The organism is Streptomyces sp. NPDC058240, assembly GCF_042882135.1.
Classification (GTDB): Bacteria; Actinomycetota; Actinomycetes; order Streptomycetales; family Streptomycetaceae; genus Streptomyces.
The window spans coordinates 72,076-98,656 of record NZ_JBHVWT010000001.1 but is presented as its reverse complement, the minus strand read 5'-3'; the positions used below and the strand labels follow the sequence as shown (position 1 = coordinate 98,656).

Here is a 26,581-nt window from a genome sequence, read left to right as displayed (position 1 = left end):
CAGTGGATCGCGGGGCACTTGGTGACAGATGCCGATCCACCACAGAGCGGAGGACTCAGAGCATGGCCGGCGCGATGCGCAAGATGGCGGTCTACCTCGGCCTCGTGGAGGACGATGGGTACGACGGTCCGGGGTTCGACCCCGACGACGAATTCGAACCCGAGCCGGAGCCCGAGCGCGACCGGCGGCGGCACCAGCCCGCGCATCAGGTGGAGCGGGACCGGGAGCGGGACGAACCGGTACGAGTGGTGCAGCCTCCCGCGCAGCGGGAGCCGGTTCAGATCCCGGCGGAAAGAGAGCGACCCGCCCGAATCGCCCCCGTGGCATCCATCACACCTGAACGCCCGAACATGGAGAAGAACGCACCGGTGATCATGCCCAAGGTCGTGTCCGAGCGGGAGCCCTACCGCATCACCACACTGCACCCCAGGACCTACAACGAGGCCCGTACCATCGGGGAACACTTCCGTGAGGGCACTCCGGTGATCATGAATCTCACGGAGATGGACGATACGGACGCAAAGCGACTTGTCGACTTTGCTGCAGGACTCGTCTTCGGTCTCCATGGCAGCATTGAGCGCGTGACGCAGAAGGTGTTCCTGTTGTCGCCTGCTAACGTCGATGTCACGGCGGAGGACAAGGCCCGTATCGCTGAGGGCGGATTCTTCAACCAGAGCTGAGAACACGACACCGGGAACAACCCGGCCGCGAGGCCGGAGCTACGAGAGCCAGGGGAGAGGGAAGCGCGAAATGGGCGTCGCACTGCAGGTTGTCTATATCGCGCTGATGTGTTTCCTCATCGTGCTGATCTTCCGGCTGGTCATGGACTACGTCTTCCAGTTCGCGCGTTCATGGCAGCCCGGCAAGCCGATGGTGGTCATACTTGAGGCCACCTACACTGTCACCGATCCACCGCTCAAGCTTCTGCGGCGATTCATCCCGCCGCTGCGTCTCGGGGGCGTGGCACTCGACCTGTCCTTCTTCGTTCTGATGATCATCGTCTACATCCTGATCAGCATCGTGATCAGGCTGTGAGCGATACGGTCTTGCCGACTGCCGACGACTACGTAGAGGTGAAGAAGAGATGCCGCTGACTCCTGAGGACGTGCGGAACAAGCAGTTCACGACCGTCCGCCTCCGAGAAGGCTATGACGAGGACGAGGTCGATGCCTTCCTCGACGAGGTCGAGTCCGAGCTGACCCGCCTGCTCCGTGAGAACGAGGACCTGCGCGCGAAGCTGGCCGCTGCCACGCGTGCCGCCGCGCAGAACCAGCAGCAGCAGGGCATGCGCAAGCCGGAGCCGCAGGACCGGCCCGGGGCACCCGTGCCCGCCGCCATATCGGGTCCGCCGGTCCAGCAGCAGCCCCCGCAGATGGGTCCGCCCCAGCTGCCCGGTGGTGCTCCGCAGCTGCCCGCCGGTCCCAGCGGTCACGGTCCTGGTCCCCAGGGCCCGCACGGCCCCGGTCCGCAGGGTCCGCACGGCCCCGGTCCGATGCAGGGCGGCCCGATGGGCGGCCCCATGGGTGGTCACGCCCCGCAGCAGCAGATGCAGCAGATGCAGCAGATGCAGCAGCCGCCGCAGATGCAGCAGCCCGGTCAGGGCCCCGGTGGCGACAGCGCCGCCCGTGTCCTCTCGCTCGCGCAGCAGACCGCCGACCAGGCGATCGCGGAGGCCCGTTCCGAGGCCAACAAGATCGTCGGCGAGGCGCGCAGCCGTGCCGAGGGCCTGGAGCGGGACGCACGCGCCAAGGCGGACGCCCTGGAGCGGGACGCGCAGGAGAAGCACCGCGTGGCGATGGGCTCGCTGGAGTCGGCCCGCGCGACGCTGGAGCGCAAGGTCGAGGACCTGCGTGGCTTCGAGCGTGAGTACCGGACCCGCCTGAAGTCCTACCTGGAGAGCCAGCTGCGTCAGCTGGAGACCCAGGCGGACGACTCGCTGGCCCCGCCGCGGACTCCCGCGACCGCTTCGCTGCCGCCGTCGCCCTCGCTGGCCCCGGCCGGTGCGGGTGCCATGGGTCACGCCATGGGCGGCAACCACGGCAACCAGCAGATGGGCGGCAACCCGTCCATGGGCGGTGGGCCCTCGTACGGCGGCCAGCAGCAGATGTCGCCGGCGATGACCCAGCCGATGGCGCCGGTGCGGCCGCAGGCGCCGCAGCCGATGCAGCAGGCTCCTTCGCCGATGCGTGGGTTCCTGATCGACGAGGACGACAACTGAGCCGGGTGCGCGCGTTGAGCGCGTAGCCGTCGGCAGGCTGAGGGCCGGGCCCCGGGGATTCCCCGGGGCCCGGCCCTTTTGTCGTGCGTGGTGGGCGGGCGCGGGCGCGGGCGCCGGGGCGGGGGCGTGGGCCTTGAGTTGTGGGCAGCAGGTGGGGGGCCGCTGCGCGGGGCCGTTCCCCTACCCGCCCCTTCCCGAACCTGGGGCTCTGCCCCAGACCCCGCTCCTCAATCGCCGGAGGGGCTGAAAAGCGGAGCCGGGAGGCTGGAGGGTGGAGCTGCACGGCTGGAGGGCGGGGTCGGGAGGCCCGGGAAGCAATGAGAAAGGCCCGGTCGGACTGGTGTCCGGCCGGGCCCCTCTTCCTGCTGTGGGCTACTGCTCCGTCTTGCGGAGGCGGAACGTCAGGGACAGGCCCTCGTCCTCGAACGGGGCGCCGTACGCCGGGTCCGCCTCGCCCTGGGCGTAGTCCAGTGCGAGGACCTCGTCCGCGATCAGGGCCGCGTGCTCGGTCAGGGCTTCCACCGTGGCGGGGGAGGCCGACGTCCAGCGGACGGCGATGCGGTCGGCGACGTCCAGGCCGCTGTTCTTGCGGGCCTCCTGGATGAGGCGGATCGCGTCACGGGCGAGGCCCGCGCGCCGGAGCTCCGGGGTGATCTCCAGGTCCAGGGCGACCGTCGCGCCCGAGTCGGACGCGACCGACCAGCCCTCGCGCGGGGTCTCGGTGATGATCACCTCGTCGGGGGAGAGGGTGATCGTCTCGCCGTCCACCTCGACCGACGCCGTGCCCTCGCGCAGGGCCAGCGAGAGGGCCGCCGCATCGGCGTTCGCGACCGCCTTGGCCACCGCCTGGACGCCCTTGCCGAACCGCTTGCCGAGCGCCCGGAAGTTCGCCTTCGCGGTCGTGTCGACCAGCGAGCCGCCGACCTCGGACAGCGAGGCCAGCGAGGAGACGTTCAGCTCCTCCGTGATCTGGGCGTGCAGTTCGGGGGAGAGCGCCTCGAAGCCCGCCGCCGCGACCAGTGCCCGGGAGAGCGGCTGGCGGGTCTTCACACCGGACTCGGCGCGGGTGGCCCGGCCCAGCTCTACCAGGCGGCGCACCAGCGCCATCTGGGTGGAGAGGGCGGGGTCGATCGCCGTCGGGTCCGCCTTGGGCCAGGTGGAGAGGTGGACCGATTCGGGGGCGTCCGGCGTGACCGGGACGACCAGGTCCTGCCAGACCCGCTCGGTGATGAACGGGGTGAGCGGGGCCATCAGCCGGGTCACCGTCTCGACGACCTCGTGCAGGGTGCGCAGCGCCGCCTTGTCGCCCTGCCAGAAGCGGCGGCGCGAGCGGCGTACGTACCAGTTGGACAGGTCGTCGACGAAGGCGGACAGCAGCTTGCCGGCGCGCTGGGTGTCGTAACCGTCCAGGGCCTGCGTGACCTGGTCCACCAGCGCGTTCAGCTCGTTCAGCAGCCAGCGGTCCAGGACCGTGCGGTCCGCCGGTGCCGGGTCGGCCCCGGAAGGGGCCCAGCTGGACGTACGGGCGTACAGGGCCTGGAAGGCGACCGTGTTCCAGTACGTCAGGAGGGTCTTGCGGACGACCTCCTGGATCGTGTTGTGGCCGACGCGGCGCGCCGCCCACGGCGAGCCGCCCGCCGCCATGAACCAGCGCACCGCGTCCGCGCCGTGCTGGTCCATGAGGGGGATGGGCTGAAGGATGTTGCCCAGGTGCTTGGACATCTTGCGGCCGTCCTCGGCGAGGATGTGGCCCAGACAGACCACGTTCTCGTAGGACGACTTGTCGAAGACCAGGGTGCCGACCGCCATCAGCGTGTAGAACCAGCCGCGGGTCTGGTCGATGGCCTCCGAGATGAACTGCGCCGGGTAACGGCTCTCGAAGAGTTCCTTGTTCTTGTACGGGTAGCCCCACTGCGCGAACGGCATCGAACCCGAGTCGTACCAGGCATCGATGACCTCGGGGACGCGGTACGCCTCCAGCTGGCAGTTCTCGTGCGAGCAGGTGAACGTGATCTCGTCGATGAACGGGCGGTGCGGGTCGAGGCCCGAGAGGTCGGTGCCGGTGAGCTCGCTCAGCTCTGCGCGCGAGCCGACGCAGGTGAGGTGGCTGTCCTCGCAGCGCCAGATCGGCAGCGGGGTGCCCCAGTAGCGGTTGCGGGACAGCGCCCAGTCGACGTTGTTGTTCAGCCAGTCACCGAAGCGGCCGTTCTTGACCGAGTCCGGGAACCAGTTGGTCTTCTCGTTCTCCTGGAGGAGCCGGTCCTTGATGGCGGTCGTACGGATGTACCAGGACGGCTGCGCGTAGTAGAGCAGCGCGGTGTGGCAGCGCCAGCAGTGCGGGTAGCTGTGCTCGTACGGGACGTGCCGGAAGAGCCTGCCGCGGGCGGCCAGGTCCTCGGTGAGCGCCTCGTCGGCCTTCTTGAAGAAGACACCACCGACCAGCGGCAGGTCCTCCTCGAAGGTGCCGTCGGGGCGGACCGGGTTCACGACCGGCAGGCCGTACGCCTTGCAGACCAGGAGGTCGTCGGCGCCGAAGGCGGGGGACTGGTGGACCAGACCCGTACCGTCCTCGGTCGTCACGTACTCGGCGTTGACCACGTAGTGGGCCTCGGCGGGGAAGTCCACCAGGGTGAAGGGGCGCTCGTAGGTCCAGCGCTCCATCTCGCGGCCGGTGAAGGTCTCGCCGGTGGCCTCCCAGCCCTCGCCCAGCGCCTTCTCGACGAGCGGCTGCGCGACGACGAGCTTCTCCTCGCCATTGGTCGCGACGACGTAGGTGACGTCGGGGTGCGCGGCCACGGCGGTGTTGGAGACCAGGGTCCAGGGGGTGGTCGTCCAGACGAGGAGGGACGCCGAGCCGGCCAGCGGGCCGGACGTGAGGGGGAAGCGGACGAAGACCGACGGGTCGACGACCGTCTCGTAACCCTGTGCCAGCTCGTGGTCGGAGAGACCCGTGCCGCAGCGGGGGCACCAGGGGGCGACGCGGTGGTCCTGGACCAGGAGGTCCTTGTTGAAGATCTCCTTCAGCGACCACCACACCGACTCGACGTACTCGGGGTCCATCGTGCGGTACGCGTCGTCGAGGTCGACCCAGTAGCCCATGCGGGTCGTGAGCTCGGTGAACGCGTCCGTGTGGCGGGTCACGGACTCACGGCACTTGGCGTTGAACTCGGCGATGCCGTACGCCTCGATGTCCTTCTTGCCGTTGAAGCCCAGTTCCTTCTCGACCGCGAGCTCGACCGGCAGTCCGTGGCAGTCCCAGCCGGCCTTGCGACCGACGTGGTAGCCCTGCATGGTCCGGAAGCGGGGGAAGACGTCCTTGAAGACGCGGGCCTCGATGTGGTGGGCGCCGGGCATGCCGTTGGCGGTGGGCGGGCCCTCGTAGAAGACCCACTCGGGGCGGCCCTCGGACTGTTCGAGGCTCTTGGCGAAGACCTTGCTGTCGCGCCAGAAATCGAGCACGGCGTGCTCCAGCGCGGGCAGGTCGACCTGGGCGGGTACCTGGCGGTACTGCGGCGATGTCATGGGCGGACTTCCTCCGGCGGACGTTTTCCACTTCCGTCGGAGGGACGAGGGCCTCATCGGCTCCCGCGGTACCACCCTCCTTGGCCCCGGGCGTGCGCCCGTGGCCCCCTCATTGGGGTCGCGATGCCGGTTCTACTTGCCTTGCGGCGTTCTTCCGACGGCTCCGGGTGATCTTCACGACGCGCTCGCCCCCGGGCTTCCACCGTCCCCGGGTCGCTCCTGGCTGCGTACGACGCTACTCGTCCCATCCACGCCTCTCGCTGGGCCCAGTGTACGGGCCCTTACGGGCGACGGCCGACCGGTTTAACCCGAGGGGCGGGGCGTGACCCGAATGGGCAGACGGAGGAGTACGGAGTCCGGGCGGGGTGCCGGGAGGCGGATTACCCGGCGGTGAGCTGGGCACAACGGATGCAGGCAGGTCGGTATCCGGACGCGGGGAGGGGCGATTCGGCGGCGTGCCCCGTTGCCGCGGCGCTGGGGTCGATTTATCGTCCCAGCACGATTCGCGTGCAAGATCACAATATGTGAAGGGGCCGCGGCCATGGTGGCGAAGAAGACCGCCGCGAAGAAGACGGCGTCGGCCGGATCCACGGGCGCGGCGGCCGGGGAGACGGGCGGTGACGCAGGTATGGAGACTGTCCCGGAGGTCGAGGCCGAGGCCGGTGCGACGGAGGCCGCCGTGAAGAAGACGGCGGCGAAGAAATCCGCGGCCAGGAAGACAGCGGCCGGAATGAAGGCGGCGTCCGCCGAGCATGAGGATGCCGAGCACGAGGATGCCGGGCCCGCGGAGCCGCCCAAGAAGGCACCTGCGAAGAAGAGCGCGGCCAAGAAGGCTTCGAAGAGGGCCGCGTCCGCGGCCAAGGGGGCGGCCGAGGCCGCCGGGAAGACGGGAGCCCACACGGTGGTAGCCAAGAAGAGCGCGACCCGGACCCGCACGGCCGGCACGGGCGCGGCGCCCGTGCCCCCGGCCACCGGGGGCGTCACGACAGCCCCCGGCGAGCTGGCGGTCCGACCGGGCGAGGACCCCTGGACCCCGGAGGAGGTCGCCGAGGCGCGGGCCGTGCTGAGCAGCGAGACCATGCGGCTGCGCAGTGAGCTGGAGGCCGCGAGTGCCGCGCTCGCCGGACTGATGCGTGACTCCGGTGACGGCGCGGGTGACGACGAGGCGGACACCGGCACCAAGAACATCACCCGCGAGCACGAGATGTCGCTCGCCGCCAACGCCCAGGAGATGCTGGAGCAGACCGAGCGGGCCCTGGCCCGGCTCGACGCCGGGACGTACGGACTGTGCGAGATCTGCGGCAATCCGATCGGCAAGGCGCGGATGCAGGCGTTCCCGCGCGCCACGCTCTGTGTCGAGGACAAACAGAAGCAGGAGCGGCGCGGTTGATCCCCGGCGGTGTGTCGTACCCTCGTCCTCAGTCAGGAACCTAGGTTGAGGGATTCACGTGGCAGAGGCGGAGCGCATCATCGGTACGCCGGACATCCCCGATGCTGAGGGGACCGAAGGGGGCGAGGCCGCGGACCGGGCCGATGACCGGGGCGGGGAGACCGCCCCGAGCAGGGGCAAGCGGAGGATCATGGTGCTCTTCGCCGTGGCCGTGTTCGCCTACCTCATCGACCTGATCAGCAAGATGCTCGTGGTCGCGAAGCTGGAGCACCACGAGCCGGTCGAGCTCATCGGCGACTGGCTGCAGCTCAGCGCGATCCGCAACGCCGGTGCCGCGTTCGGTATCGGTGAGGCGTACACCGTCATCTTCACGTTCATCGCGGCGACCGTCATCGTCGTGATCGCCCGGCTCGCGCGCAAGCTCTACAGCCTGCCGTGGGCCATCGCGCTCGGCCTGCTGCTCGGCGGTGCGCTCGGCAATCTCACCGACCGCATCTTCCGTGCCCCGGGCACCTTCCAGGGCGCGGTGGTGGACTTCATCGCCCCGGCGCACTTCGCCGTCTTCAACCTCGCCGACTCCGCGATCGTCTGCGGCGGCATCCTGATCGTGATCCTTTCCTTCAAGGGCCTGGACCCCGACGGCACCGTGCACAAGGACTAGTGGCCGCAAGGCATACTCGACAGGTGAGTACGTATCCCGAGGTCCGCACCCTGCCCGTACCCGACGGTCTGGAAGGCGAGCGTGTCGACGCCGCCATTTCCCGGATGTTCGGTTTCTCCCGCACCAAGGCCGCCGAGCTGGCAGCCGCCGGGAAGGTGCAGGTGGACGGCTCGGTGGTCGGGAAGTCCGAGCGGGTCCGGGGTGGTGCCTGGCTGGAAGTGGAGATGCCGCAGGCGCCCGCTCCGGTGCAGATCGTCGCCGAGCCCGTCGAGGGCATGGAGATCGTGCACGACGACGACGACATCGTCGTGATCGTGAAGCCGGTCGGGGTCGCCGCCCATCCGAGCCCCGGCTGGACCGGCACGACCGTCATCGGGGGTCTCGCCGCCGCCGGGTACCGGATCTCGACGTCCGGTGCCGCCGAGCGCCAGGGCATCGTCCACCGTCTCGACGTCGGCACCTCCGGCCTGATGGCCGTCGCCAAGTCCGAGCGGGCCTACACCCTGCTGAAGGCGCAGTTCCGCGACCGGGTCGTCGAGAAGAAGTACCACGCGCTGGTGCAGGGCCACCCGGACCCGATGAGCGGCACCATCGACGCCCCCATCGGGCGCCACCCCAACCACGACTACAAGTGGGCCGTCACGGCCGAGGGCAAGCCCTCCGTGACGCATTACGACCTCATCGAGGCCTACCGCTCCGCCAGCCTCCTGGACATCAAGCTGGAGACGGGCCGTACGCACCAGATCCGGGTGCACATGTCCGCCCACCGCCACCCCTGCGTCGGTGACCTCACCTACGGCGCCGACCCGACGATGGCCAAGCGCCTCGGCCTGACCCGGCAGTGGCTGCACGCCGTCCGGCTCGGCTTCGAGCACCCGTCCGACGGCAGCTGGGTGGAGTTCACCAGCAGCTACCCGGACGATCTCCAGCAGGCCCTGGACAAGATCGCGGCGGAGAGCGAATGACCGGCGCGCCCGCCCCGTACACCACGCGTACCGTCGTCGACGAGCAGGACCTCGCGGCCTGCTTCCTGGTCCGCAAGGACGTCTTCGTCGGCGAGCAGGACGTACCCGAGGAGATCGAGTACGACGTCTACGACGCGGACGCCCTGCATGTCGTCGCCGTCGCGGCGGACGGCTCGGCGCTGGGCACCGGGCGGCTGCTGCACGGCCCGGCCGCCGCCGCGAAGACGGGCGGCGACCCGGCCGTCGGTTCGCTCGGCAGGCTCGCGGTGACCAAGGAGGCACGCGGCCTCGGCGTCGGCGCGGCGCTGGTCCGGGCCATCGAGGACGCGGCCCGTGAGCTCGGTCTGGCCGCCGTCGATCTGCACGCCCAGACCCATGCGCTGGGCTTCTACGAGCGCCTCGGCTATGTGGCGTACGGCCCCGAGTTCCCGGACGCGGGCATCCCCCACCGGGCGATGCGCCGCACCCTGCGGGACTGAGGGCCTCCGGCCCGGCGGTTCAGTCGGGCAGGCCCCAGCGGGTCCACGTACCGTTCGACGGCACATCGCGCGGGGCCGTCCGTGGGCGGCGCGAACCCTGCGGGGTGACCACCGCCGTGGAGCCGCGCGGCAGGGCGACCGTGATCCGGCCCGGTCCGGTCTCCCGCCAGTGCAGCGGGCGCCCGTGCGCGTCCCGTACGTCGATCCGGCCCGCGATGGAGTGGTCCAGGGTCAGCGGGGTGCCCGCCTCGCTGCGCACCCGTACCCAGCGCGTGGCACCGCCCGAGCGGTCCGCGTCCACCAGGAAGGCGCCCTGGGTGCGCAGTGACGCGATCGACGCGTCCGCCCAGCGGTCCGAGACGGACGGGAAGACCTTCACCACCCCCTCGTGGCCCTGCACCACCATGTCGAGCATCGACTGGGCGGCGGACAGCGGGCTCTCCAGGGCGAGGTTCTTGCCCTCCCGGTACATCGTGTTGACCGTCATCCGGCAGTCCGCGACCACGTTGAGGTCGGTGAAGAAGGTCAGGAAGTCGAGGGCCTTCTCCGGCTCGCCCATCACCGAGTACATGGACGAGGCGGTGGCGTAGCTGTAGCCGTGCCACAGCTGCTGCATGGAGACCCAGTGGTCCATGGAGCGCCGCATCACCTCGCGGTCCCCGGGCCGGTCCCAGTTCCGTTCGCGCAGCGGGTACAGCCACAGCAGGTGCGAGTGGTGCCGGTGCGAGTCGGCGAGCGGGACGTCCTTGCCGATCATGACGCCGGCCGCCGGGTCCTCGGCGTACGGGGTGAGGCGCCGGTCGATGTCCTGCCAGCGCTTCAGCCGCGGATCGTCGTTCCGCAGCAGCTTCGCCGACGCGATCAGGGTGCGCACGCCCCAGCGGATCAGCGAGAGGTCGTAGGTGCAGTCCACGGCGTTGGCGTACTCGGGGGAGCGGGTCTCCGGCAGGTGCAGACGGCCGTCCGGGCCCTCGTGCAGGAAGTGCGCGTAGAAGTTGATGGCCTTCGCGAGGATCGGGTACACCACGTCGCGCAGGACCGACAGGTCCATCGAGTGCCGGTAGGACTGCCAGACGTTGTGCAGCGCCCAGGTGAGATTGCCGAAGTTGTCGGAGACATGGGCCGAGCCGGGGGCGCCGACGTCGTAGGTGTCGCCCGCGCGCAGCTGCCAGTCGGAGGGGTGGCCCAGCGCGTAGCTCTCGCCGTCGCGGTAGTCGGCCGGGACCGAGGCCGGGAGGTTGTGCTCGAAGCGGCGGAAGGCGCCGGTCACCGAGTCGAGTTCGGGGTGGTTGGAGCCGTGGACGGGGGCCATGCCGATCTGGACGTTGAGGTTCCACCAGACCGCGGTCCAGTTGTTGCCGACCTCGGGGAACCACGGGCCCCATTCGGAGATCGTCGGGCCGTCGGCCCTGGTCGACGCGGCGAGCTTGTAGAGCTGGATGAGATAGAAGCTCTGCAGCCGCTTGTCCGGTACGGAGAGGAAGCTGCGCCGGTAGTACGCGTGCCACCAGCGGCGGTGCCGGTCCACCAGCCGGTCGGGGTCGGCGGCCAGGGTGCGGTCCACGGCCCGCAGCGCGTCGGCCGTCGCCCCGGACACCTGGCCGGGGAAGCGGTACACGAGGTGCGCGGCGAGCAGTCGGCCGGTGCCCTCGCGCCGCTCGCGCCAGGCGGTGGCCCAGCCGCCGCCCGCGAGCAGCGGCTGCTCGACGAAGCCGTCGCCGGTCCGGGGGTCCGGATTGGGCGTGTAGTCCTCGGGTCTGCCGCTGGTGCGGGTGGTGGCGGCCCGCAGCCACTGGAAGGACCAGGCCGCGGACTCCTCGCCGGGGCTGGGGCGGGTGGAGACCAGCAGGGCGCCGGTGTCGTTCTGGACGAGGGCGGAGAAGGCCAGGGAGCCACGGGTCGTGGTGACGGTGCCGCGCAGCTCGGCGTCGTACAGGTCCAGGGTCCAGTCGACGGCGGTGATCTCCCCGGCGAGGGTCAGGGTGAAGTACCCGATGGGGAGGCGGGAGAAGCCGATGCCGCCGCGCCACTGGCCGCGCTGGTCCTGCACCTGGCTGTGACTGATCATCAGCTTCAGTGTGTCGGCGGTCTTTCCGGCGTACAGCTGGGCGCCGAGACGGCCGTTGGCGAGGAACGGGGCCTGCTGCCAGTCGGCGGGGAGCGTGCGCCAGGTCATGGCGGCGTCGCGGACGGTCTTCTCGTGGATGTCGATGTCCGGGTGCTCCGTCGGTACGGGGCCGGCCGCCGCCCATGAGGTACGGGAGCCTGCCAGCCAGAGTGCGGATGTTCCGGCAGCGGCGGTGGAGACGAAATGCCTTCGGGAGAACGCGGTCACGTGGCCTCTCCTGACAGTCATGTATGTGGTGACAGTTCCTGTCCCTGAATCACGCACGCCGCATACTGCCCGCCCCGAGGAAGCAGCGGAAGGGGGCCGACGGTATAGACATCGGAGGAATGCCGGTCGAGGAGGTGGGAATGCGGGGGTGTTGTCTGGATTGCGGGCCTCGCGTGGCAGGCTTTGCCCCCAGATCCGCCGATCACGGAGATCGGCGCCCCGCGCTCCGGAAGGCACCTCGTGGACCAAATGGCACTGCTCCTCCTGCTGTTGCTCGGGGCTGTGGTCACGGTCCCGCTGGGAGAGCGTCTCGGGCTGCCCGCGCCGGTGCTGATGACGCTCGCCGGGGTCGGCATGGCGTTCCTCAGCTTCGTACCGAATGTGGACATCCCGCCCGAGATCATCCTTCCGGCGCTGCTGCCGCCGCTGCTCTACGCCTCCGTGCAGCGGACTTCCTGGCGGCAGTTCGCCGCCAATAAACGACCGATCTTTCTGCTGGCCGTGGCGCTGGTCTTCGTCACGACGGCCGCCGTCGCCGCGGTCGCCAATGCGATCGTCCCCGGGCTGCCCATCGCCGCGGCCGTGGCGCTCGGCGCGCTCGTCGCCCCGCCCGACCCGGTCGCGGCGACGGCCGTCGCCGGCTCGGTCGGGCTGCCGCGCAGGCTCGTCTCCATCCTGGAGGGCGAGGGGCTGTTCAACGATGTGACCGCGATCGTGCTGTACCACGTGGCGATCGCCGCCGCGGTGAGCGGGAGCTTCTCGCTCCCGGAGGCGTTCGGGCTGCTGATCCTCTCGGCGGTGGTGGCCGTGGTCGTGGGCCTGGTGCTGGGCTGGCTCACCATCAAGCTCATGGGTCTGCTCGGCGACGCCACGCTCCAGGTCGGCCTCACCCTGCTGGTGCCGTTCGTGAGTTACGTGCTCGCGGAGGAGCTGATGGGGTCGGGTGTTCTCGCCGTCCTCACCACCGCGCTCTTCCTCGCCGAGCACACCGCCGACGCCGACGACGTCCTCGGGCGGCTCACCGGCCGTACCTTCTGGGAGATCGTCGACACGCTCGTCACCGGGGTCGCCTTCGGGCTGATCGGCCTCGAACTGCACAACGTCTTCGGGACGGCGGACGGGCGCGAACTCCAGATGCTGGGCTGGGGACTCGCCGTGGTCGTGGTCGTCGTCGGCGTGCGGCTGCTCTATCTGCTGCCCGCCACCTGGCTCGCCAAGCGGCTGCACACCCGGCGCGACGTCAGCGAGGAGATTCCCACCAGCTGGCGGGAGACCGTCGTCATGTGGTGGGCGGGGATGCGCGGAGTGGCCTCGGTCGCGCTGGCGCTCGCGATCCCGCTGAAGACGGACGACGGGAAGCCGTTCCCGGGGCGCGACGAGATCGTCTTCATCGCCTTCGCCGTGATCATGGCCACGCTCGTCGTCCAGGGGCTCACCCTGCCGTGGCTGGTCCGCAAGCTCCGGGTCAAGGCGGACACGGACGCCGAGGAGGCACTGGAGAAGGACCTCGCGATCCGCGCCGCGAAGGCCGCGAAGGAGCGCCTCAAGGAGATCCAGGAGGTCGAGGAGTTCCCGGACGAGGTCACCGAGCGGCTGCACCGGCTGGCGTACGACGTGGGGGCGCGGATCAGTCCCGACATGGTCGACGACGAGCGACGCGAGGCGTACGCGAAGCGGGCCGAGCGCTTCAAGGCGGTCAGCCGCGTCCAGCGCGAGATGATGTCGGCCGCACGCCACGCGGTGCTGTCGGCCCGCAACGAGGCGGGGGCGGACCCGGAGGTCGTCGACCGGGTGCTGCGCCAGCTGGACGTCCGCAGCCTGCGGTGAGGCGGGAGGGCCGAGCGGCCCGGGGCCTGGCCTGGCCGGGCCGCTGTCCGCCGTCCCCGTCAGCCGCGTCCCGTGCGGGGGGACTTGTCCCGGTCCGAGGGTTTCTCGTCCGTCGGGCGGGACGGATGCGGCCACTCGTCGGACGGAAGCGCCGCGGGCGCCGTCGCGATCCTCGGCAGCGCGTACGGATGGTGGTCGCGCAGCCAGCCGATGAGCTCCTCCCGTACGGCACAGCGCACCGTCCAGATGTCGCCCGGGTCCTTCGCCGTGACCACCGCGCGGACCAGGATCGTCGATGGTGTGGTGTCGGTGACGGCGAGGGACCAGTCCCGGCCGTCCCAGGCGGCGCACTCGCCCAGGATGTCCCGCAGCTGCTCGCGCATCGCGGCGACCGGGGCGGAGTGGTCGAGGTGGAAGAAGACCGAGCCGGTCATCTGCGCGCTGCCGCGCGACCAGTTCTCGAACGGCTTGCCGGTGAAGTACGAGACGGGCATCGTGATCCGCCGCTCGTCCCAGGTCCGTACCGTGAGGAAGGTTAGCGTGATCTCCTCGATCGTGCCCCACTCGCCGTCCACCACCACCGTGTCACCGATGCGCACCATGTCGCCGAACGCGATCTGCAGCCCCGCGAAGAGATTGCCGAGCGTCGACTGGGCGGCCACACCCGCGACGATGCCGAGCACACCGGCCGAGGCCAGCATCGAGGTGCCGAAGGTCCGCATCGCCGGGAAGGTCAGGAGCATCGCACCGACGGCGACCGTCGCCACGATCGCGGTGACCACCCGCTGGATCAGCGTCACCTGGGTACGGACCCGCCGCACCCGCGCCGGATCGGTGGTGTTCGCGGCGTACCTCGCGTAGAGGGAATCGACGACGGCCGTCGCGATCCGCACCACCAGCCAGGCCGAGGCCCCGATCAGCACCAGTGTCAGGACCTGGCCGATCCCCGGCCGGTGAGCGTTGATCGCTTCGAGCCGGGTGTGGGTGTACGAGCCCCGCAGCAGCGCCGCGCACAGTGTCAGCTGGAGCGGAATCCGGCAGCGGCGCAGCAGCCCCCACAGCGGGGTGTCGTGGTGCCGGCCGTCGGCCCGTCTGAGCAGCAGATCCACCAGCCCGCCGACCAGCAGAGTGATCACGACCGAGCCGCCGACGACGATCAGCGGGCGCAGTATGTTCTCCATCCCGTCGTTCTCCATGCTCCTGACCGTAGCTGGCACCATGGGACTCATGAACATCATGCTTTTCCACTCGACGTACGGTCTGCGCCCCGCGGTGCATGCGGCGGCCGACCGGCTTCGCGCCGCCGGGCACGAGGTACAGGTGCCCGATCTCTTTGAGGGGCACACGTTCGAAACCGTCGAGGAAGGCATGGCCTTCAAGGAAGAGGTGGGCAAGGACGAACTGCTCCGGCGGGCCGTGCTGGCCGCCGCCCCCTACTCGGACCGGGGCCTGGTGTACGCGGGTTTCTCGTTCGGCGCCGCCACCGCGCAGACCCTGGCCCTCGGCGACGAGAAGGCCCGCGGTCTGCTGCTGTTCCACGGCACCTCGGACATCGCCGAGAACGCGTCCGTGGACGAGCTGCCGGTACAGCTGCATGTCGCCGACCCGGACCCGTTCGAGACGCACGACTGGCTGAACTCCTGGTATCTGCAGATGCAGCGGACCGGCGCCGATGCCGAGGTCTACCGCTACCCGGGCGCGGGCCATCTCTTCACGGACGCCGAACTGCCCGACTTCGACCAGGCGTCGGCCGAGCTGGCCTGGAAGGTCGCGCTCGGCTTCCTCGCCACGCTCTGAACGCGCGGAGGGCCCCGCACCGTGCGGGGCCCTCCGTACGGACAGGACGGATCAGCCCCGGTAGGCGGTCCAGCTGTCGCTCATCCGCTGCACCTGGCCCGCGGTGAACTGGGTCATGCACGAGTCGTACGTGTAGTCCATGAAGTTGTGGATCGGGTCGACCCCGGTCTTGTTGGTGCAGGTGTCACGTCCGGTCGGGCATTCGTACGCGGCGCTCTTCTCGGCCGGGGTGTCGGCCACGTAGTCGCCGTTGCCGTTACAGCCGCCCTGGAACGTGTGGTAGAGCCCCATCCAGTGGCCGACCTCGTGGGTGGCGGTGTCGCCCTCGTTGTAGTTGGTGGCGGAGCCGCCGGGCAGCGAGGCGTCGAGGATGACGACGCCGTCGTCCGAGGGATTGGACTTGTACGAGCTGGGGAAGGTGGCCCAGCCCAGCAGGCCGCCGCCGAGGTTGGCGGTGTAGATGTTGAGGGCGTTCGCGCCGCCCTTGCGCAGCGAGGACTTCATGGCCTTCTCGGCGGCGGAGCCCGGGGAGACGCCGTCGTACCAGGAGCTGTTGTCCGTGTAGTCCGTGCCGGCCAGCGTGTACTGGAAGCCGGAGTTCGTGTTGCCCGAGCCCTGTCCGCTGTAGGCGGCGTTCAGGACGCTCATCTGGCTGCTGATCGCGGACGCGCTGAGCTTGCCGGTCGTCCCGGAGTGCACGACGTGGAAGTACACCGGGATCGTCGCGCCCGCGGTGAGCGAGGAGCCGCTGAGCCGGCGGTCCGCGAGTCTCTGCTTCAACTGCGCGTCCATGGCCTTGGCCTGGGTCGCGGTCAGCTCGTTCGGGTCGTCGGTGTGGGCGGTGCCCGAGGGGCGGGCCTCGCGCGCCGTGGCGCTGGTGCCGGCGTCGTCCCCGCACTTCTGGGCGGCGGACGCGGAGACCTTGGAGGCGGCGGAGGCGGCGGAGCCGGAGGGGGCGGAGAGCGGTGCCAGGGCCAGAGTTCCGGCCAGAACGGCGGTGCCGATCGCACGGTTACGCATACGCGGCGATATACGGGCAAGAGTGCGCACGGGGACTCCTCGCGGATGTGTGGGGGAGGAATTTCCTCACCCGCCGCCGGGAGATTACGTGCGCATGTCAGGCCCCGAGGAGGAATGATCAGGCCCAATCGGTTATTCACCAAAGGGCGGAAACCGGGAGGAATCTTTCTTCGTGTTCCAGAGTTTGAGACGGCGACGTAACCGTAGGCGTTACCCCGGCGGGCGGTGTGTCCCCATTCGGTCCATGGGACACGCCACCCGCCGTAGCGACGTAATGCGCCGTCAACATATGGAGGAGTGGCCGAAAGTAGTGCCTCAGCGCACCGGGCGGTCCACCCGCTCGACCTTCTGCGTCCCGCTGAGCGTCCGGTACGAACGCGTCCAGGCGGAGGTCGCGTCCCGCTTCGTCCGGTCGGAGACGGCGTAGTAGTCCATCTGCGAACGCTCGGCGGTCACGTCCAGGACGCCGTAGCCGTGCGAGTCCATGTCCACCCACTTCACATGGCGGTTGGCGGCCTTGACCGCGGCGGCCGCGACCACCGAGACCGTCTGCGGCGCCACATGCAGGATGTCGTCGATGTTGTCCGAGGTCACCGATGTCACCACGAACTCGGTGGCGGCCGAGGCGGAGAGCGGATACGTCGCCGCCTTCACCGGCACGTCGTTGGCCCAGGCCATGTGGATGTCACCGGTCAGGAAGACCGTGTTGGTGATCGACCGGTCCCGCAGGTGGGTGATCAGCTCCTTGCGGTCGTCCGTGTAGCCGTCCCACTGGTCGACGTTGACGGCGAGGCCCTCCTTGGGCAGCCCCAGCAACTCGGCCAGCGGTTCCAGCAGATGGGCGGGCACGGAGCCGAACGTGACCGGCGAGATCATCACCGACGTGCCGACCAGCTTCCAGGTGGCGTCCGAGCCGGCCAGCCCCGACTTCAGCCAGTCCAGCTGCGCCCGGCCGGTGATGGTGCGCTCCGGGTCGTCGACCGCGCCGCTGCCGATGGACGCCTGCTGGGAGCGGAAGGTGCGCAGGTCGAGGAGATGGAGATCGGCCAGGTTGCCGAAGTGCAGCCGCCGGTAGACGGTGCCCTCGGTGGAGGCGCGGACCGGCATCCACTCGAAGTACGCCTGCTTGGCGCCCGCCGCCCGGTCCGCCCAGGAACCCTCCGTGCCCGGTGTGTGGTTCTCGGCCCCGCCCGACCAGGCGTCGTTGGCGAACTCGTGGTCGTCCCAGATCGCGATCACCGGGTGGGTGGCGTGCAGGGTCTGGAGGTCGGCGTCCGTCTTGTACGTGGCGTGCCGGGTGCGGTAGTCGGCGAGGGTGAGGATCTCGTGCTTCGGCTCGTGCTGCCGTACGACGTACTTCGCGTCCGGGTAACTGCCCGACGCGTACTCGTAGATGTAGTCGCCGAGATGAAGGACCGCGTCGAGGTCGGCGCGGGCGGCGAGGTGGCGGTACGGGGAGAAGTACCCGGCCTCCCAGTTGGCGCACGACACCACCCCGAACCGCACGCCGGGTATGGCGGACCCGGCCGCGGGAGCCGTCCGGGTGCGGCCGGTCGGTGAGACGGTCTCCGCACCGTCGCCCGCCGAGAAGCGGAACCAGTACGCGGTGGCGGGGGCCAGGCCCCGCACATCGGCCTTGACCGTGTGGTCGGACGCGGCCGTCGCGACGGTCGTGCCCCGGGCCACGACCCGGGCGAAGTCCTTGTCCTCGGCGACCTCCCAGCGCACCGCCGTATCGGCGCCGCGGCCCGAACCGGGGACCGCGTCGGGGGCCGGGGTGACGCGGGTCCAGAGCAGGATGCCGTCGGGGAGGGGATCGCCGGAGGCGACGCCGTGCAGGAAGGCGGGGCCGTCCGCGGCGCGGGCGGCGGTGGCGGAGCCCAGCACCGGGGCTGCGACGGCGGTGGCGGCAGCGGCCTTGACGACCGTGCGGCGGCTGGGGGCGGAGAGCGGCGAGGAAAGGTGTCGACTGGTCACGGGGCAGAACCCTACTGACGGGTAAGCCGAACGGGCAGGCGAACGAAGGAAGTTCGCCTGCCCGCCGGGGAGCCGCTGCCGTGATGTCGCCGGTCGGTCAGCCCTTCAGTGCGGCCGTGATCGCGGTGTTGAAGTCGTCCACCGTCATCGGAGCGTTCTCGCTCTTCCCGTCGGTGAGCGCCTTGCCGTTCATCTTCAGGGTCGGCGTGCCCTTCACACCGCTGTCCTCGAACTTCGCCGACATCTTCATCGCCCAGTTGTCGAACGTGCCGTCCTTGACGTTCTTCTGGAAGGCGGCGTTGCCCTTGAGCGCGTCCACCGTGTCGGCCACCTTGATCAGGTAGGAGTCGTCCTTGAACTTGTCGTCGGTCTCCTCCGGGTGGAACTTCGCGGAGTAGAGCGCGTACTTGTAGTCGAGGAAGGCCTCCGGGCTGACATTGAGCGCGGCGCCGAGCGCGCTCAGCGCGTTCTTCGAGCCCTCGCCGCCGGTCATGCCGTCGATGAACGTGGCACCGATGTACTTGATCTTGTACTTTCCGGCGTCGACGTCCTTGTGCACCGTCTCGCCGATGGACTGCTCGAACGTTCCGCAGATCGGGCAGCGCGAGTCCTCGTACAGCTCCAGGGTCTTCTTGGCGCTCGACTTGCCGATGACGACCGTGGTGCCGTTCTCGCCCGAGGTGTTCTTGGGCGCGGTCACGTTCTTCGCGTCCTTGGCCGCCTCCCAGTGGGACGGCTTGTTCAGCTGCATGATGCCCCAGGTGCCGGCCCCCACGACGGCCAGGACACCGACGATCGAGACGCCGACGATGATCTGCCGGCGGGCCTTGTCCTTTTTGGCCTGGCGCTCGCGCTCGGCACGCAGCCGCTCGCGGGCCGCCGACTTGTTGGCCTGGCTGTTGCGATTGCTCATGTCTGTGTCTCCATGGTGTGAGGGGTACGTCGTCGGGGATGTGCGGGCTCAGGCGATGGCGCAGGCCGAGCGCGGCGGTCCCCTCCGTCCCACGGAGTGCACGAGCAGACGGGCGTGTACGAGCAGGTGCGGGCCGTGTCCGGCGGGCCGCACCCGGCGGCGTACCGGGCGGCGGGCCGTACCGACCACGGCGACCGCGACCAGCAGCGGCCGGAACGCCAGGACGGCGACCGCCTCCAGCAGACCGGCCAGCGCGGACTCGCCCCGCCGGAGCCAGGCCGCGGCGAGCAGGCCGACCGTCACATGGGCGGCGAGCAGCAGCCACGGCACCGCGGGGCCGGGCGAGGCCAGCAGCGCGGCCGTGGTGTGTCCGGCATCGGTCACCGAGGCGAGCGGGGTGACTTCGGCACCGGCCCGTGCCGCACCGGCGCCGAACTGGCCGCCGCAGAGCACGTCGACGCCGACCGAACGCAGCGGCCCCGCGATCGGGCCGCCGGCCGCGCCGTAACAGACGTGCTGACCGGTGGTGAAGATGGTGTCGGCGGCCAGCTCCAGCGGGACCAGCAGCCCGGCGATCGCCCCGAAGCCGCGCTCCCGGCCGGCCAGCGCGTACGCCACGGCGAAGACCGCGCCGGCCAGCAGGACGACGGCGGTCAGCGGCAGCGGGACCCGGGAGAGCAGCACATGGGACGCAGCGGAGAGCGTCACGACGAGCGCCGTGAAAAGCGCCGCGCGAACGACTCTGAGCTGCGTCCCGGATATGTCCATCGCCGAGGAGTGTCGCATGCGAACCTGTAAGTGACCCCTAAAGGGACGGGCCGCGGGGAATCACAGCCCCGGAATGCGGCCGTTGCGGAAGAGATCCACGAAGATCTGGTGGTCGGCGCGGGCGCGGGCGCCGTAGCTGTGGGCGAAGTCCACCAGCAGACCGGCGAAGCCCTCCTCGTCGGCCGCGATGGCCGCGTCGATCGCCCGCTCGGTGGAGAACGGCACCAGCGAGTGGCCGCTCTCGTCGTCCGCCGCGGAGTGCATCGTCGCCGTCGCCCGGCCCAGATCGGCGACGACCGCCGCGATCTCCTCCGGCTCGTCGATGTCGGACCAGTCCAGATCGACCGCGTACGGAGACACCTCGGCGACCAGCTGGCCCGCCCCGTCCAGCTCGGTCCAGCCGAGCCACGGGTCGGCGTGCGCCTGCAGGGCGCGCTGCGAGATCACGGTGCGGTGGCCCTCGTGCTGGAAGTACTCGCGCACGGCCGCGTCGGTGATGTGCCGGGAGACCGCGGGCGTCTGCGCCTGCTTGAGATAGATCACCACATCGTTCTCCAGGGCGTCGCTGTTGCCCTCCAGGAGGATGTTGTACGAGGGCAGCCCGGCCGAGCCGATACCGATGCCGCGACGGCCGACGACATCCTTCACCCGGTACGAGTCGGGGCGGGTCAGGCTCGACTCCGGCAGCGTCTCCAGATAGCCGTCGAAGGCGGCCAGCACCTTGTAGCGCGTTGCCGCGTCCAGATCGATCGAGCCGCCGCCCGGAGCGAACCGGCGCTCGAAGTCCCGGATCTCCGTCATCGAGTCCAGCAGCGAGAACCGGGTCAGCGACCGGGCGTCGCGCAGCGCGTCCAGCAGCGGGCCCTGTGCCGTGTCCAGCGTGAAGGGCGGTACCTCGTCGTTCTTCGCGCCCGTCGCCAGTGCGTGGATCCGCTCACGGTAGGCCGCCGCGTAGACCCGGACCAGTTCGGTGATCTGGTCGTCGCCGAGCGCCTTCGCGTAACCGATCAGGGCGACGGAGGCGGCGAACCGCTTGAGGTCCCAGGTGAACGGGGCTACGAAGGCTTCATCGAAGTCGTTCACATTAAAGACAAGGCGGCCATTGGAATCCATGTACGTGCCGAAGTTCTCAGCGTGCAGATCGCCGTGCACCCACACCCTGCTGGTTCGCTCGTCCAGATAGGGGTCCGCGTTCCTCGTCGAGCTGAGATCGGCGTAATACAGGCAGGCCGTGCCCCTGTAGAACGCGAACGGTGATGCGGCCATCTTGCGGAACTTGACCCGGAAGGCTGTCGGGTCTGCGGCCAGGAGCTCTCCGAAGGCTGTCTCGAAGACCGCAAGGATCTGCTCCTCGCGCTCAGTGTCCGAGACTTCGAAAGTGCTGCGCATTGCCGGCCTGCTTCCTTCGTTGATGACAGGGCCTTCCTGTCTGCCCTCCTGCTGAGAACGCCGGACGCGCCGCATCAGTGCCCGGACCCGGAAAGTGCGGCCACAGTCACTGATTCGGGTGACGTGTGGGTGATTCCACCTCGGATGGTCCGACCTTCGCAATAGTTGTAGATAGGTGCATTGGGGCGACCGGAAGGGATGCATGAACGTCCTGCGTGCGGTGATCTACGTCAGGCTGTCGCGAACCACGGAATCGAGTACCTCCCTGGCCAGGCAGGAGGCGTCATGCCGTGGCTATGCGGAACGGCAGGGCTGGACCGTCCTGCGGGTGTTCCAGGACAGCAACGTCTCGGGCGGGGAGCCGCCGGGGGAGCGCCCCGCACTTCGCGAACTGTGCGAGAACCTGTCTCACTACGACGTGTTGCTGACCTGGCGGGCGGACCGCATCGCTCGATCGTTGATCCATTTCTCATCAGTGATCGAGGCGTGCGATACGGCTGGTGTTCGCCTCGTGGCCATCGAGGACGGGTGGGACATGTCGACTCCGCACGGGCGGTTCGCCGCGAATGTGCTGGCCTCATTTGCCCAGTTCGAACGGGAACTGGGGCGGGAGAGGACGGTCTCATCGCAGAACCATCTGAGGAAGACCGGACGCTGGGCCGGCGGACGGGTGCCGTATGGCCTTCGGCCGACGCCGAACACGGAAGGCAGGGGCAAGATCCTCATACGTGATGACCGAGCGGAGCCCATTGTTCGCGAACTGGCCGAACGCATCATTGCCGGGGAAGCCCCGACGCGCATCGCCGCAGACCTCCAAGCCCGGGGAGTCCCCGCACCACGAGTCCATAACTCCACAAGGCCCGACCCTGCACCGTCGGCCTGGACCCACAAGTCCATCAAGATTGTTATGACGTCACAGACGCTCTTGGGACACAAGATCGAGCATCGGACCGGCAAGGTGATCTGTGACAACGCGGGCCCTGTGAAGTTCTGGCCACCCATGCTGACGCAGGAGGAGTTCGCGCGGATCGCGCAGATCATTGAGGACGGGTACAGGCCACGACGGCCGAACCGTCCTTCGCACTGGCTTCACGGTGTCGTCATCTGCGGGGTTTGCGGGCGGAACATGAAACGGTCGCAGTCCTCGGGGGCCGAGACGTTCAGATGTCTCGGGCCACTGACGGAACCGCATCGGAGTGTGAGCATCAAGGGCGACCTCCTGGAGGGGTGGTTCATCGCGGAGCTGCGGGAACGGCTGCGGAACGCCCCTGTTGTGGAGCACACCTACCGCGCGGAGGTCGATCTCAGCGACGAGATCAGGCGTCTGCGTACCTACGTGGCCGAGCTGCTGGACGACCGTCGGGCCGGGGTATTCAGCACCCCTGAAGCAGTGGAGGTCTTCCGCAACGAGTACCGGCTGGCATCGACCCGACTCGAAGCTTGCGAGCGACAGCCTCACAAACCCGGTGGGTGGGAAATGCGCGCGGCCGCACAGTCGATGTGGGACGCCTGGAATGTGTGGTGTCCCGAGGAGCGTGGAAGTTACCTGGTCGGCTGCCAGGTTCGTGCCGTGGTCAGCTCGCCGCCACGCCCACGTGCGAGGGTGGAGGCTGCTGACCGCTGCGTCTGTGATCTCGGCAACCTCATTGGGTTCGACGGTGCGCGGTCGGAGTGACAGGCCGCGGAGTATCGGTGTCGCGACGTAGACTTCCACGCTGTCCCCCTCACCCGCCCTGCTCGCCCGGAGGCCACAAACCGTGTCGTCGAAGCCGCCCTTTACGCACCTTCACGTCCACACCCAGTACTCGCTGCTGGACGGTGCCGCGCGGCTCAAGGACATGTTCGCTGCCTGCAACGAGATGGGCATGTCGCACATCGCGATGACGGACCACGGCAACCTGCACGGGGCCTACGACTTCTTCCACTCGGCGCAGAAGGCGGGCGTCACACCGATCATCGGCATCGAGGCGTACGTCGCGCCGGAGTCGCGCAAGCACAAGCGGAAGATCCAGTGGGGCCAGCCGCACCAGAAGCGCGACGACGTGTCGGGTTCGGGTGGTTACACCCACAAGACGATCTGGGCGTCGAACGCGAAGGGCCTGCACAACCTCTTCAAGCTGTCCTCGGACGCGTACGCCGAGGGCTGGCTGCAGAAGTGGCCGCGCATGGACAAGGAGACCATCGCCCAGTGGTCCGAGGGCCTGATCGCGTCCACCGGCTGCCCCTCGGGCGAGGTGCAGACCCGGCTGCGGCTCGGCCAGTTCGACGAGGCCGTCCAGGCCGCCTCCGACTACAAGGACATCTTCGGCGAGGACAAGTACTTCCTGGAGCTGATGGACCACGGCATCGAGATCGAGCGCCGGGTCCGTGACGGGCTCCTCGAAATCGGCAAGAAGCTGAAGATCCCGCCGCTGGTGACCAACGACTCGCACTACACCTACGCGCACGAGGCCACCGCCCACGACGCCCTGCTCTGCATCCAGACCGGCAAGAACCTCTCCGACCCGGACCGCTTCCGCTTCGACGGCACCGGCTACTACCTCAAGACGACCGACGAGATGTACGCCGTCGACTCCTCCGACGCCTGGCAGGAGGGCTGCGCCAACACCCTGCTGGTCGCGCAGCAGATCGACACCGCCGGCATGTTCGAGAAGCGCGACCTGATGCCGAAGTTCGACATCCCGGACGGCTACACGGAGATCACCTGGTTCCAGGAAGAGGTCCGCGTCGGCATGAACCGGCGCTTCCCGGGCGGCGTCCCCGAGGACCGGCAGAAGCAGGTCGAGTACGAGATGGACATCATCATCCAGATGGGGTTCCCGGGGTACTTCCTGGTCGTGGCCGACTTCATCATGTGGGCGAAGAACAACGGCATCGCGGTCGGCCCCGGCCGAGGCTCCGCCGCCGGTTCGATCGTGGCGTACGCGATGGGCATCACCGACCTCGACCCGATCGAGCACGGACTGATCTTCGAGCGGTTCCTCAACCCCGAGCGCGTCTCCATGCCCGATGTCGACATCGACTTCGACGAGCGTCGGCGCGTCGAAGTGATCAGGTACGTGACGGAGAAGTACGGCGCCGACAAGGTCGCCATGATCGGCACGTACGGAAAGATCAAGGCGAAGAACGCCATCAAGGACTCCGCCCGGGTCCTCGGCTACCCGTACGCGATGGGCGACCGGCTCACCAAGGCCATGCCCGCCGACGTCCTCGGCAAGGGCATCGACCTCAACGGCATCACCGACCCCAAGCACCCGCGCTACAGCGAGGCGGGCGAGATCCGGGGGATGTACGAGAACGAGCCGGACGTCAAGAAGGTCATCGACACCGCGAAGGGTGTCGAGGGCCTGGTCCGGCAGATGGGCGTGCACGCCGCAGGCGTCATCATGTCCAGCGAGCCGATCGTCGACCACGCCCCGATCTGGGTGCGGCACACCGACGGCGTCACCATCACGCAGTGGGACTACCCGCAGTGCGAGTCGCTCGGCCTGCTGAAGATGGACTTCCTGGGCCTGCGAAACCTCACCATCATGGACGACGCCGTGAAGATGGTGGAGTCCAACAAGGGCGTCAAGCTGGACCTGCTCGGCCTCCCGCTGGACGACCCCAAGACGTACGAGATGCTCTGCCGCGGTGACACGCTCGGTGTGTTCCAGTTCGACGGCGGCCCGATGCGCTCCCTGCTGCGCCAGATGCAGCCCGACAACTTCGAGGACATTTCCGCCGTCTCGGCCCTGTACCGGCCGGGCCCGATGGGCATGAACTCGCACACGAACTACGCCGAGCGCAAGAACGGCCGCCAGGAGATCACCCCGATCCACCCGGAGCTGGAGGAGCCCCTCAAGGAGGTCCTCGGCCTCACCTACGGCCTGATCGTGTACCAGGAGCAGGTGCAGAAGGCCGCCCAGATCGTCGCCGGCTACTCGCTCGGCGAGGCCGACATCCTGCGCCGCGTGATGGGCAAGAAGAAGCCCGAGGAGCTGGCGAAGAACTTCGTCCTCTTCGAGGCGGGGGCCAAGGAGAAGGGCTTCTCCGACGCCGCGATCAAGGCCCTGTGGGACGTGCTGGTCCCGTTCGCCGGATACGCGTTCAACAAGGCGCACTCCTCCGCGTACGGCCTGGTCACCTACTGGACCGCGTACCTCAAGGCGAACTACCCCGCCGAGTACATGGCGGCGCTGCTGACCTCGGTCAAGGACGACAAGGACAAGTCGGCCGTCTACCTCAACGAGTGCCGTCGCATGGGCATCAAGGTGCTGCCGCCCAATGTGAACGAGTCCCTGTCGAACTTCGCCGCCCAGGGCGACGACGTGATCCTCTTCGGCCTCACCGCCGTGCGCAACGTCGGCCAGAACGTCGTCGACTCGATCATCCGGTGCCGCAGGGCGAAGGGGAAGTACAGCACCTTCCCCGACTTCCTGGACAAGGTCGAAGCGGTCGTCTGCAACAAGCGCACCGTCGAATCGCTGATCAAGGCCGGCGCCTTCGACGAGATGGGCCACACCCGCAAGGGCCTCGTCGCCCACCACGAACCGATGATCGACAACGTGGTGCAGGTCAAGCGCAAGGAGGCCGAGGGGCAGTTCGACCTCTTCGGCGGCATGGGCGAGGAGGAGAGCGACGAGCCGGGCTTCGGGCTCGACGTGGAGTTCTCCGACATCGAGTGGGAGAAGTCCTACCTGCTGGCCCAGGAGCGCGAGATGCTCGGCCTGTACGTCTCCGACCACCCGCTCTTCGGTCTGGAACACGTGCTGTCCGACAAGGCCGACTCCACGATCTCCCAGCTGACCGGCGGTGAGCACGGCGACGGCGCCATCGTCACCGTCGGCGGCATCATCTCCGGCCTTCAGCGCAAGATGACCAAGCAGGGCAACGCCTGGGCCATCGCCACCGTCGAGGACCTGGCCGGTTCCATCGAGTGCATGTTCTTCCCGGCCACCTACCAGCTGGTCTCCACCCAGCTCGTCGAGGACACCGTCGTCTTCGTCAAGGGACGCCTCGACAAGCGGGAGGACGTGCCCCGGCTGGTCGCCATGGAGATGCAGGTCCCCGACATCTCGTCGGCCGGCACCAACGCCCCCGTGGTCCTGACCATCCCCACCGTCAAGATCACCCCGCCGATGGTCAGCCGCCTCGGCGAGGTCCTCAGCAACCACCGGGGCGACACCGAGGTGCGGATCAGGCTCCAGGGCCCCCGCAAGACCACGGTGCTCCGGCTCGACCGGCACCGGGTCAAGCCCGACCCGGCGCTCTTCGGTGACCTGAAGGTGCTGCTCGGCCCGTCCTGCCTGGCCGGCTGAGCCGGCTCTTCCGCAGACGT

19 protein-coding genes are annotated in these 26,581 nt (G+C 69.1%); 11 read left to right on the top strand and 8 right to left on the bottom strand.

All coding sequences use genetic code 11. The features are described 5' to 3' along the window. Nucleotides 1-62 precede the first annotated feature (62 nt). The 3 genes from ACFVX4_RS00450 (at nucleotide 63) to ACFVX4_RS00440 (ending at nucleotide 2,218) form a co-directional block, all read left to right on the top strand. Nucleotides 63-680 carry a cell division protein SepF gene (locus ACFVX4_RS00450; RefSeq protein WP_114244064.1) on the top strand — a complete coding sequence of 206 codons (618 nt, stop codon included), beginning with the start codon at nucleotides 63-65 and terminating at the stop codon, nucleotides 678-680. Between the two features lie 70 nt (nucleotides 681-750). Then, a complete protein-coding gene (locus ACFVX4_RS00445) occupies nucleotides 751-1,035 on the top strand; it encodes a YggT family protein (RefSeq protein WP_072483208.1) in 285 nt (94 codons plus the stop codon). A 49-nt stretch (nucleotides 1,036-1,084) separates the two neighbouring features. Then, nucleotides 1,085-2,218 (top strand): DivIVA domain-containing protein, encoded by a 1,134-nt coding sequence (locus ACFVX4_RS00440; RefSeq protein WP_389970264.1) that lies wholly within the window; start codon nucleotides 1,085-1,087, stop codon nucleotides 2,216-2,218. Nucleotides 2,219-2,590: 372 nt separating this feature from the next. Here ACFVX4_RS00440 and ileS read toward each other — a convergent pair whose 3' ends face one another. Continuing rightward, nucleotides 2,591-5,740, bottom strand: coding sequence for an isoleucine--tRNA ligase (gene ileS / locus ACFVX4_RS00435; protein ID WP_389970262.1), 3,150 nt, complete (start codon nucleotides 5,738-5,740; stop codon nucleotides 2,591-2,593). Between the two features lie 541 nt (nucleotides 5,741-6,281). Between ileS and ACFVX4_RS00430 the strand changes: the two genes are divergently transcribed. The 4 genes from ACFVX4_RS00430 to ACFVX4_RS00415 are packed head-to-tail and all read left to right on the top strand — an operon-like array spanning nucleotide 6,282 to nucleotide 9,235. Next, nucleotides 6,282-7,130, top strand: a complete 849-nt coding sequence (locus ACFVX4_RS00430) for a TraR/DksA family transcriptional regulator (protein ID WP_389970259.1) — start codon at nucleotides 6,282-6,284, stop codon at nucleotides 7,128-7,130. Nucleotides 7,131-7,188: 58 nt separating this feature from the next. Next, a complete protein-coding gene (gene lspA / locus ACFVX4_RS00425; protein ID WP_389970256.1) occupies nucleotides 7,189-7,791 on the top strand; it encodes a signal peptidase II in 603 nt (200 codons plus the stop codon). 23 nt (nucleotides 7,792-7,814) lie between these two features. Next, the gene (locus ACFVX4_RS00420) at nucleotides 7,815-8,756 is read left to right on the top strand and encodes an RluA family pseudouridine synthase (protein WP_389970254.1); all 942 of its coding nucleotides are present in this window, start codon (nucleotides 7,815-7,817) and stop codon (nucleotides 8,754-8,756) included. After that, entirely contained in the window at nucleotides 8,753-9,235 is a 483-nt protein-coding gene (locus ACFVX4_RS00415; protein ID WP_389970251.1) for a GNAT family N-acetyltransferase, read from the top strand. Before ACFVX4_RS00420 ends, ACFVX4_RS00415 begins: the two co-directional genes overlap by 4 nt. Nucleotides 9,236-9,254: 19 nt before the next feature. Here ACFVX4_RS00415 and ACFVX4_RS00410 read toward each other — a convergent pair whose 3' ends face one another. Next, the gene (locus tag ACFVX4_RS00410) at nucleotides 9,255-11,570 is read right to left on the bottom strand and encodes a hypothetical protein (RefSeq protein WP_389970248.1); all 2,316 of its coding nucleotides are present in this window, start codon (nucleotides 11,568-11,570) and stop codon (nucleotides 9,255-9,257) included. Nucleotides 11,571-11,810: 240 nt separating this feature from the next. Here ACFVX4_RS00410 and ACFVX4_RS00405 point away from each other — a divergent pair, with 240 nt between their 5' ends. Next, nucleotides 11,811-13,397, top strand: coding sequence for a Na+/H+ antiporter (locus ACFVX4_RS00405; protein WP_389970245.1), 1,587 nt, complete (start codon nucleotides 11,811-11,813; stop codon nucleotides 13,395-13,397). Nucleotides 13,398-13,456: 59 nt separating this feature from the next. On the opposite strand, the gene ACFVX4_RS00400 is transcribed toward ACFVX4_RS00405, so the two are convergent. After that, nucleotides 13,457-14,578: a mechanosensitive ion channel family protein gene (locus ACFVX4_RS00400; RefSeq protein WP_389972029.1), complete on the bottom strand. Its 1,122-nt coding sequence runs from the start codon at nucleotides 14,576-14,578 to the stop codon at nucleotides 13,457-13,459. 37 nt (nucleotides 14,579-14,615) lie between these two features. Here ACFVX4_RS00400 and ACFVX4_RS00395 point away from each other — a divergent pair, with 37 nt between their 5' ends. Further along, nucleotides 14,616-15,194: a dienelactone hydrolase family protein gene (locus tag ACFVX4_RS00395; protein ID WP_389970243.1), complete on the top strand. Its 579-nt coding sequence runs from the start codon at nucleotides 14,616-14,618 to the stop codon at nucleotides 15,192-15,194. 51 nt (nucleotides 15,195-15,245) lie between these two features. Here ACFVX4_RS00395 and ACFVX4_RS00390 read toward each other — a convergent pair whose 3' ends face one another. The 5 genes from ACFVX4_RS00390 to ACFVX4_RS00370 all read right to left on the bottom strand — a co-directional run bounded on the left by ACFVX4_RS00390 (nucleotide 15,246) and on the right by ACFVX4_RS00370 (nucleotide 21,261). Beyond that, nucleotides 15,246-16,214 (bottom strand): zinc metalloprotease, encoded by a 969-nt coding sequence (locus tag ACFVX4_RS00390; protein ID WP_389970241.1) that lies wholly within the window; start codon nucleotides 16,212-16,214, stop codon nucleotides 15,246-15,248. Nucleotides 16,215-16,529: 315 nt separating this feature from the next. Beyond that, the gene (locus ACFVX4_RS00385; RefSeq protein WP_389970239.1) at nucleotides 16,530-18,191 is read right to left on the bottom strand and encodes an alkaline phosphatase D family protein; all 1,662 of its coding nucleotides are present in this window, start codon (nucleotides 18,189-18,191) and stop codon (nucleotides 16,530-16,532) included. A 97-nt stretch (nucleotides 18,192-18,288) separates the two neighbouring features. Beyond that, the gene (locus ACFVX4_RS00380; RefSeq protein WP_389970236.1) at nucleotides 18,289-19,104 is read right to left on the bottom strand and encodes a DsbA family protein; all 816 of its coding nucleotides are present in this window, start codon (nucleotides 19,102-19,104) and stop codon (nucleotides 18,289-18,291) included. A 48-nt stretch (nucleotides 19,105-19,152) separates the two neighbouring features. Then, nucleotides 19,153-19,872, bottom strand: coding sequence for a hypothetical protein (locus tag ACFVX4_RS00375; protein ID WP_389970233.1), 720 nt, complete (start codon nucleotides 19,870-19,872; stop codon nucleotides 19,153-19,155). 60 nt (nucleotides 19,873-19,932) lie between these two features. Further along, the gene (locus tag ACFVX4_RS00370; protein WP_389970231.1) at nucleotides 19,933-21,261 is read right to left on the bottom strand and encodes a DUF2252 domain-containing protein; all 1,329 of its coding nucleotides are present in this window, start codon (nucleotides 21,259-21,261) and stop codon (nucleotides 19,933-19,935) included. 202 nt (nucleotides 21,262-21,463) lie between these two features. Here ACFVX4_RS00370 and ACFVX4_RS00365 point away from each other — a divergent pair, with 202 nt between their 5' ends. Together ACFVX4_RS00365 and dnaE are read left to right on the top strand one after the other, a co-directional pair. Continuing rightward, complete coding sequence (locus tag ACFVX4_RS00365) at nucleotides 21,464-22,936, top strand: recombinase family protein (RefSeq protein WP_389970229.1); 1,473 nt, start codon at nucleotides 21,464-21,466, stop codon at nucleotides 22,934-22,936. A gap of 82 nt (nucleotides 22,937-23,018) precedes the next feature. After that, entirely contained in the window at nucleotides 23,019-26,561 is a 3,543-nt protein-coding gene (dnaE, locus tag ACFVX4_RS00360; RefSeq protein ID WP_389970227.1) for a DNA polymerase III subunit alpha, read from the top strand. Nucleotides 26,562-26,581: the final 20 nt, after the last annotated feature.

What these genes read in the sequence shown, in the direction of transcription:
- ACFVX4_RS00450 (WP_114244064.1), top strand. Translation starts at nt 63, where the DNA reads ATGGCCGGCGCGATGCGCAAGATGGCGGTCTACCTCGGCCTCGTGGAG.
- ACFVX4_RS00445 (WP_072483208.1), top strand. Translation starts at nt 751, where the DNA reads ATGGGCGTCGCACTGCAGGTTGTCTATATCGCGCTGATGTGTTTCCTC.
- ACFVX4_RS00440 (WP_389970264.1), top strand. Translation starts at nt 1,085, where the DNA reads ATGCCGCTGACTCCTGAGGACGTGCGGAACAAGCAGTTCACGACCGTC.
- ileS (WP_389970262.1), bottom strand. Translation starts at nt 5,740, where the DNA reads ATGACATCGCCGCAGTACCGCCAGGTACCCGCCCAGGTCGACCTGCCC.
- ACFVX4_RS00430 (WP_389970259.1), top strand. Translation starts at nt 6,282, where the DNA reads ATGGTGGCGAAGAAGACCGCCGCGAAGAAGACGGCGTCGGCCGGATCC.
- ACFVX4_RS00415 (WP_389970251.1), top strand. Translation starts at nt 8,753, where the DNA reads ATGACCGGCGCGCCCGCCCCGTACACCACGCGTACCGTCGTCGACGAG.
- ACFVX4_RS00400 (WP_389972029.1), bottom strand. Translation starts at nt 14,578, where the DNA reads ATGGAGAACATACTGCGCCCGCTGATCGTCGTCGGCGGCTCGGTCGTG.
- ACFVX4_RS00395 (WP_389970243.1), top strand. Translation starts at nt 14,616, where the DNA reads ATGGGACTCATGAACATCATGCTTTTCCACTCGACGTACGGTCTGCGC.
- ACFVX4_RS00390 (WP_389970241.1), bottom strand. Translation starts at nt 16,214, where the DNA reads ATGCGTAACCGTGCGATCGGCACCGCCGTTCTGGCCGGAACTCTGGCC.
- ACFVX4_RS00380 (WP_389970236.1), bottom strand. Translation starts at nt 19,104, where the DNA reads ATGAGCAATCGCAACAGCCAGGCCAACAAGTCGGCGGCCCGCGAGCGG.
- ACFVX4_RS00375 (WP_389970233.1), bottom strand. Translation starts at nt 19,872, where the DNA reads ATGGACATATCCGGGACGCAGCTCAGAGTCGTTCGCGCGGCGCTTTTC.
- ACFVX4_RS00370 (WP_389970231.1), bottom strand. Translation starts at nt 21,261, where the DNA reads ATGCGCAGCACTTTCGAAGTCTCGGACACTGAGCGCGAGGAGCAGATC.
- ACFVX4_RS00365 (WP_389970229.1), top strand. Translation starts at nt 21,464, where the DNA reads ATGAACGTCCTGCGTGCGGTGATCTACGTCAGGCTGTCGCGAACCACG.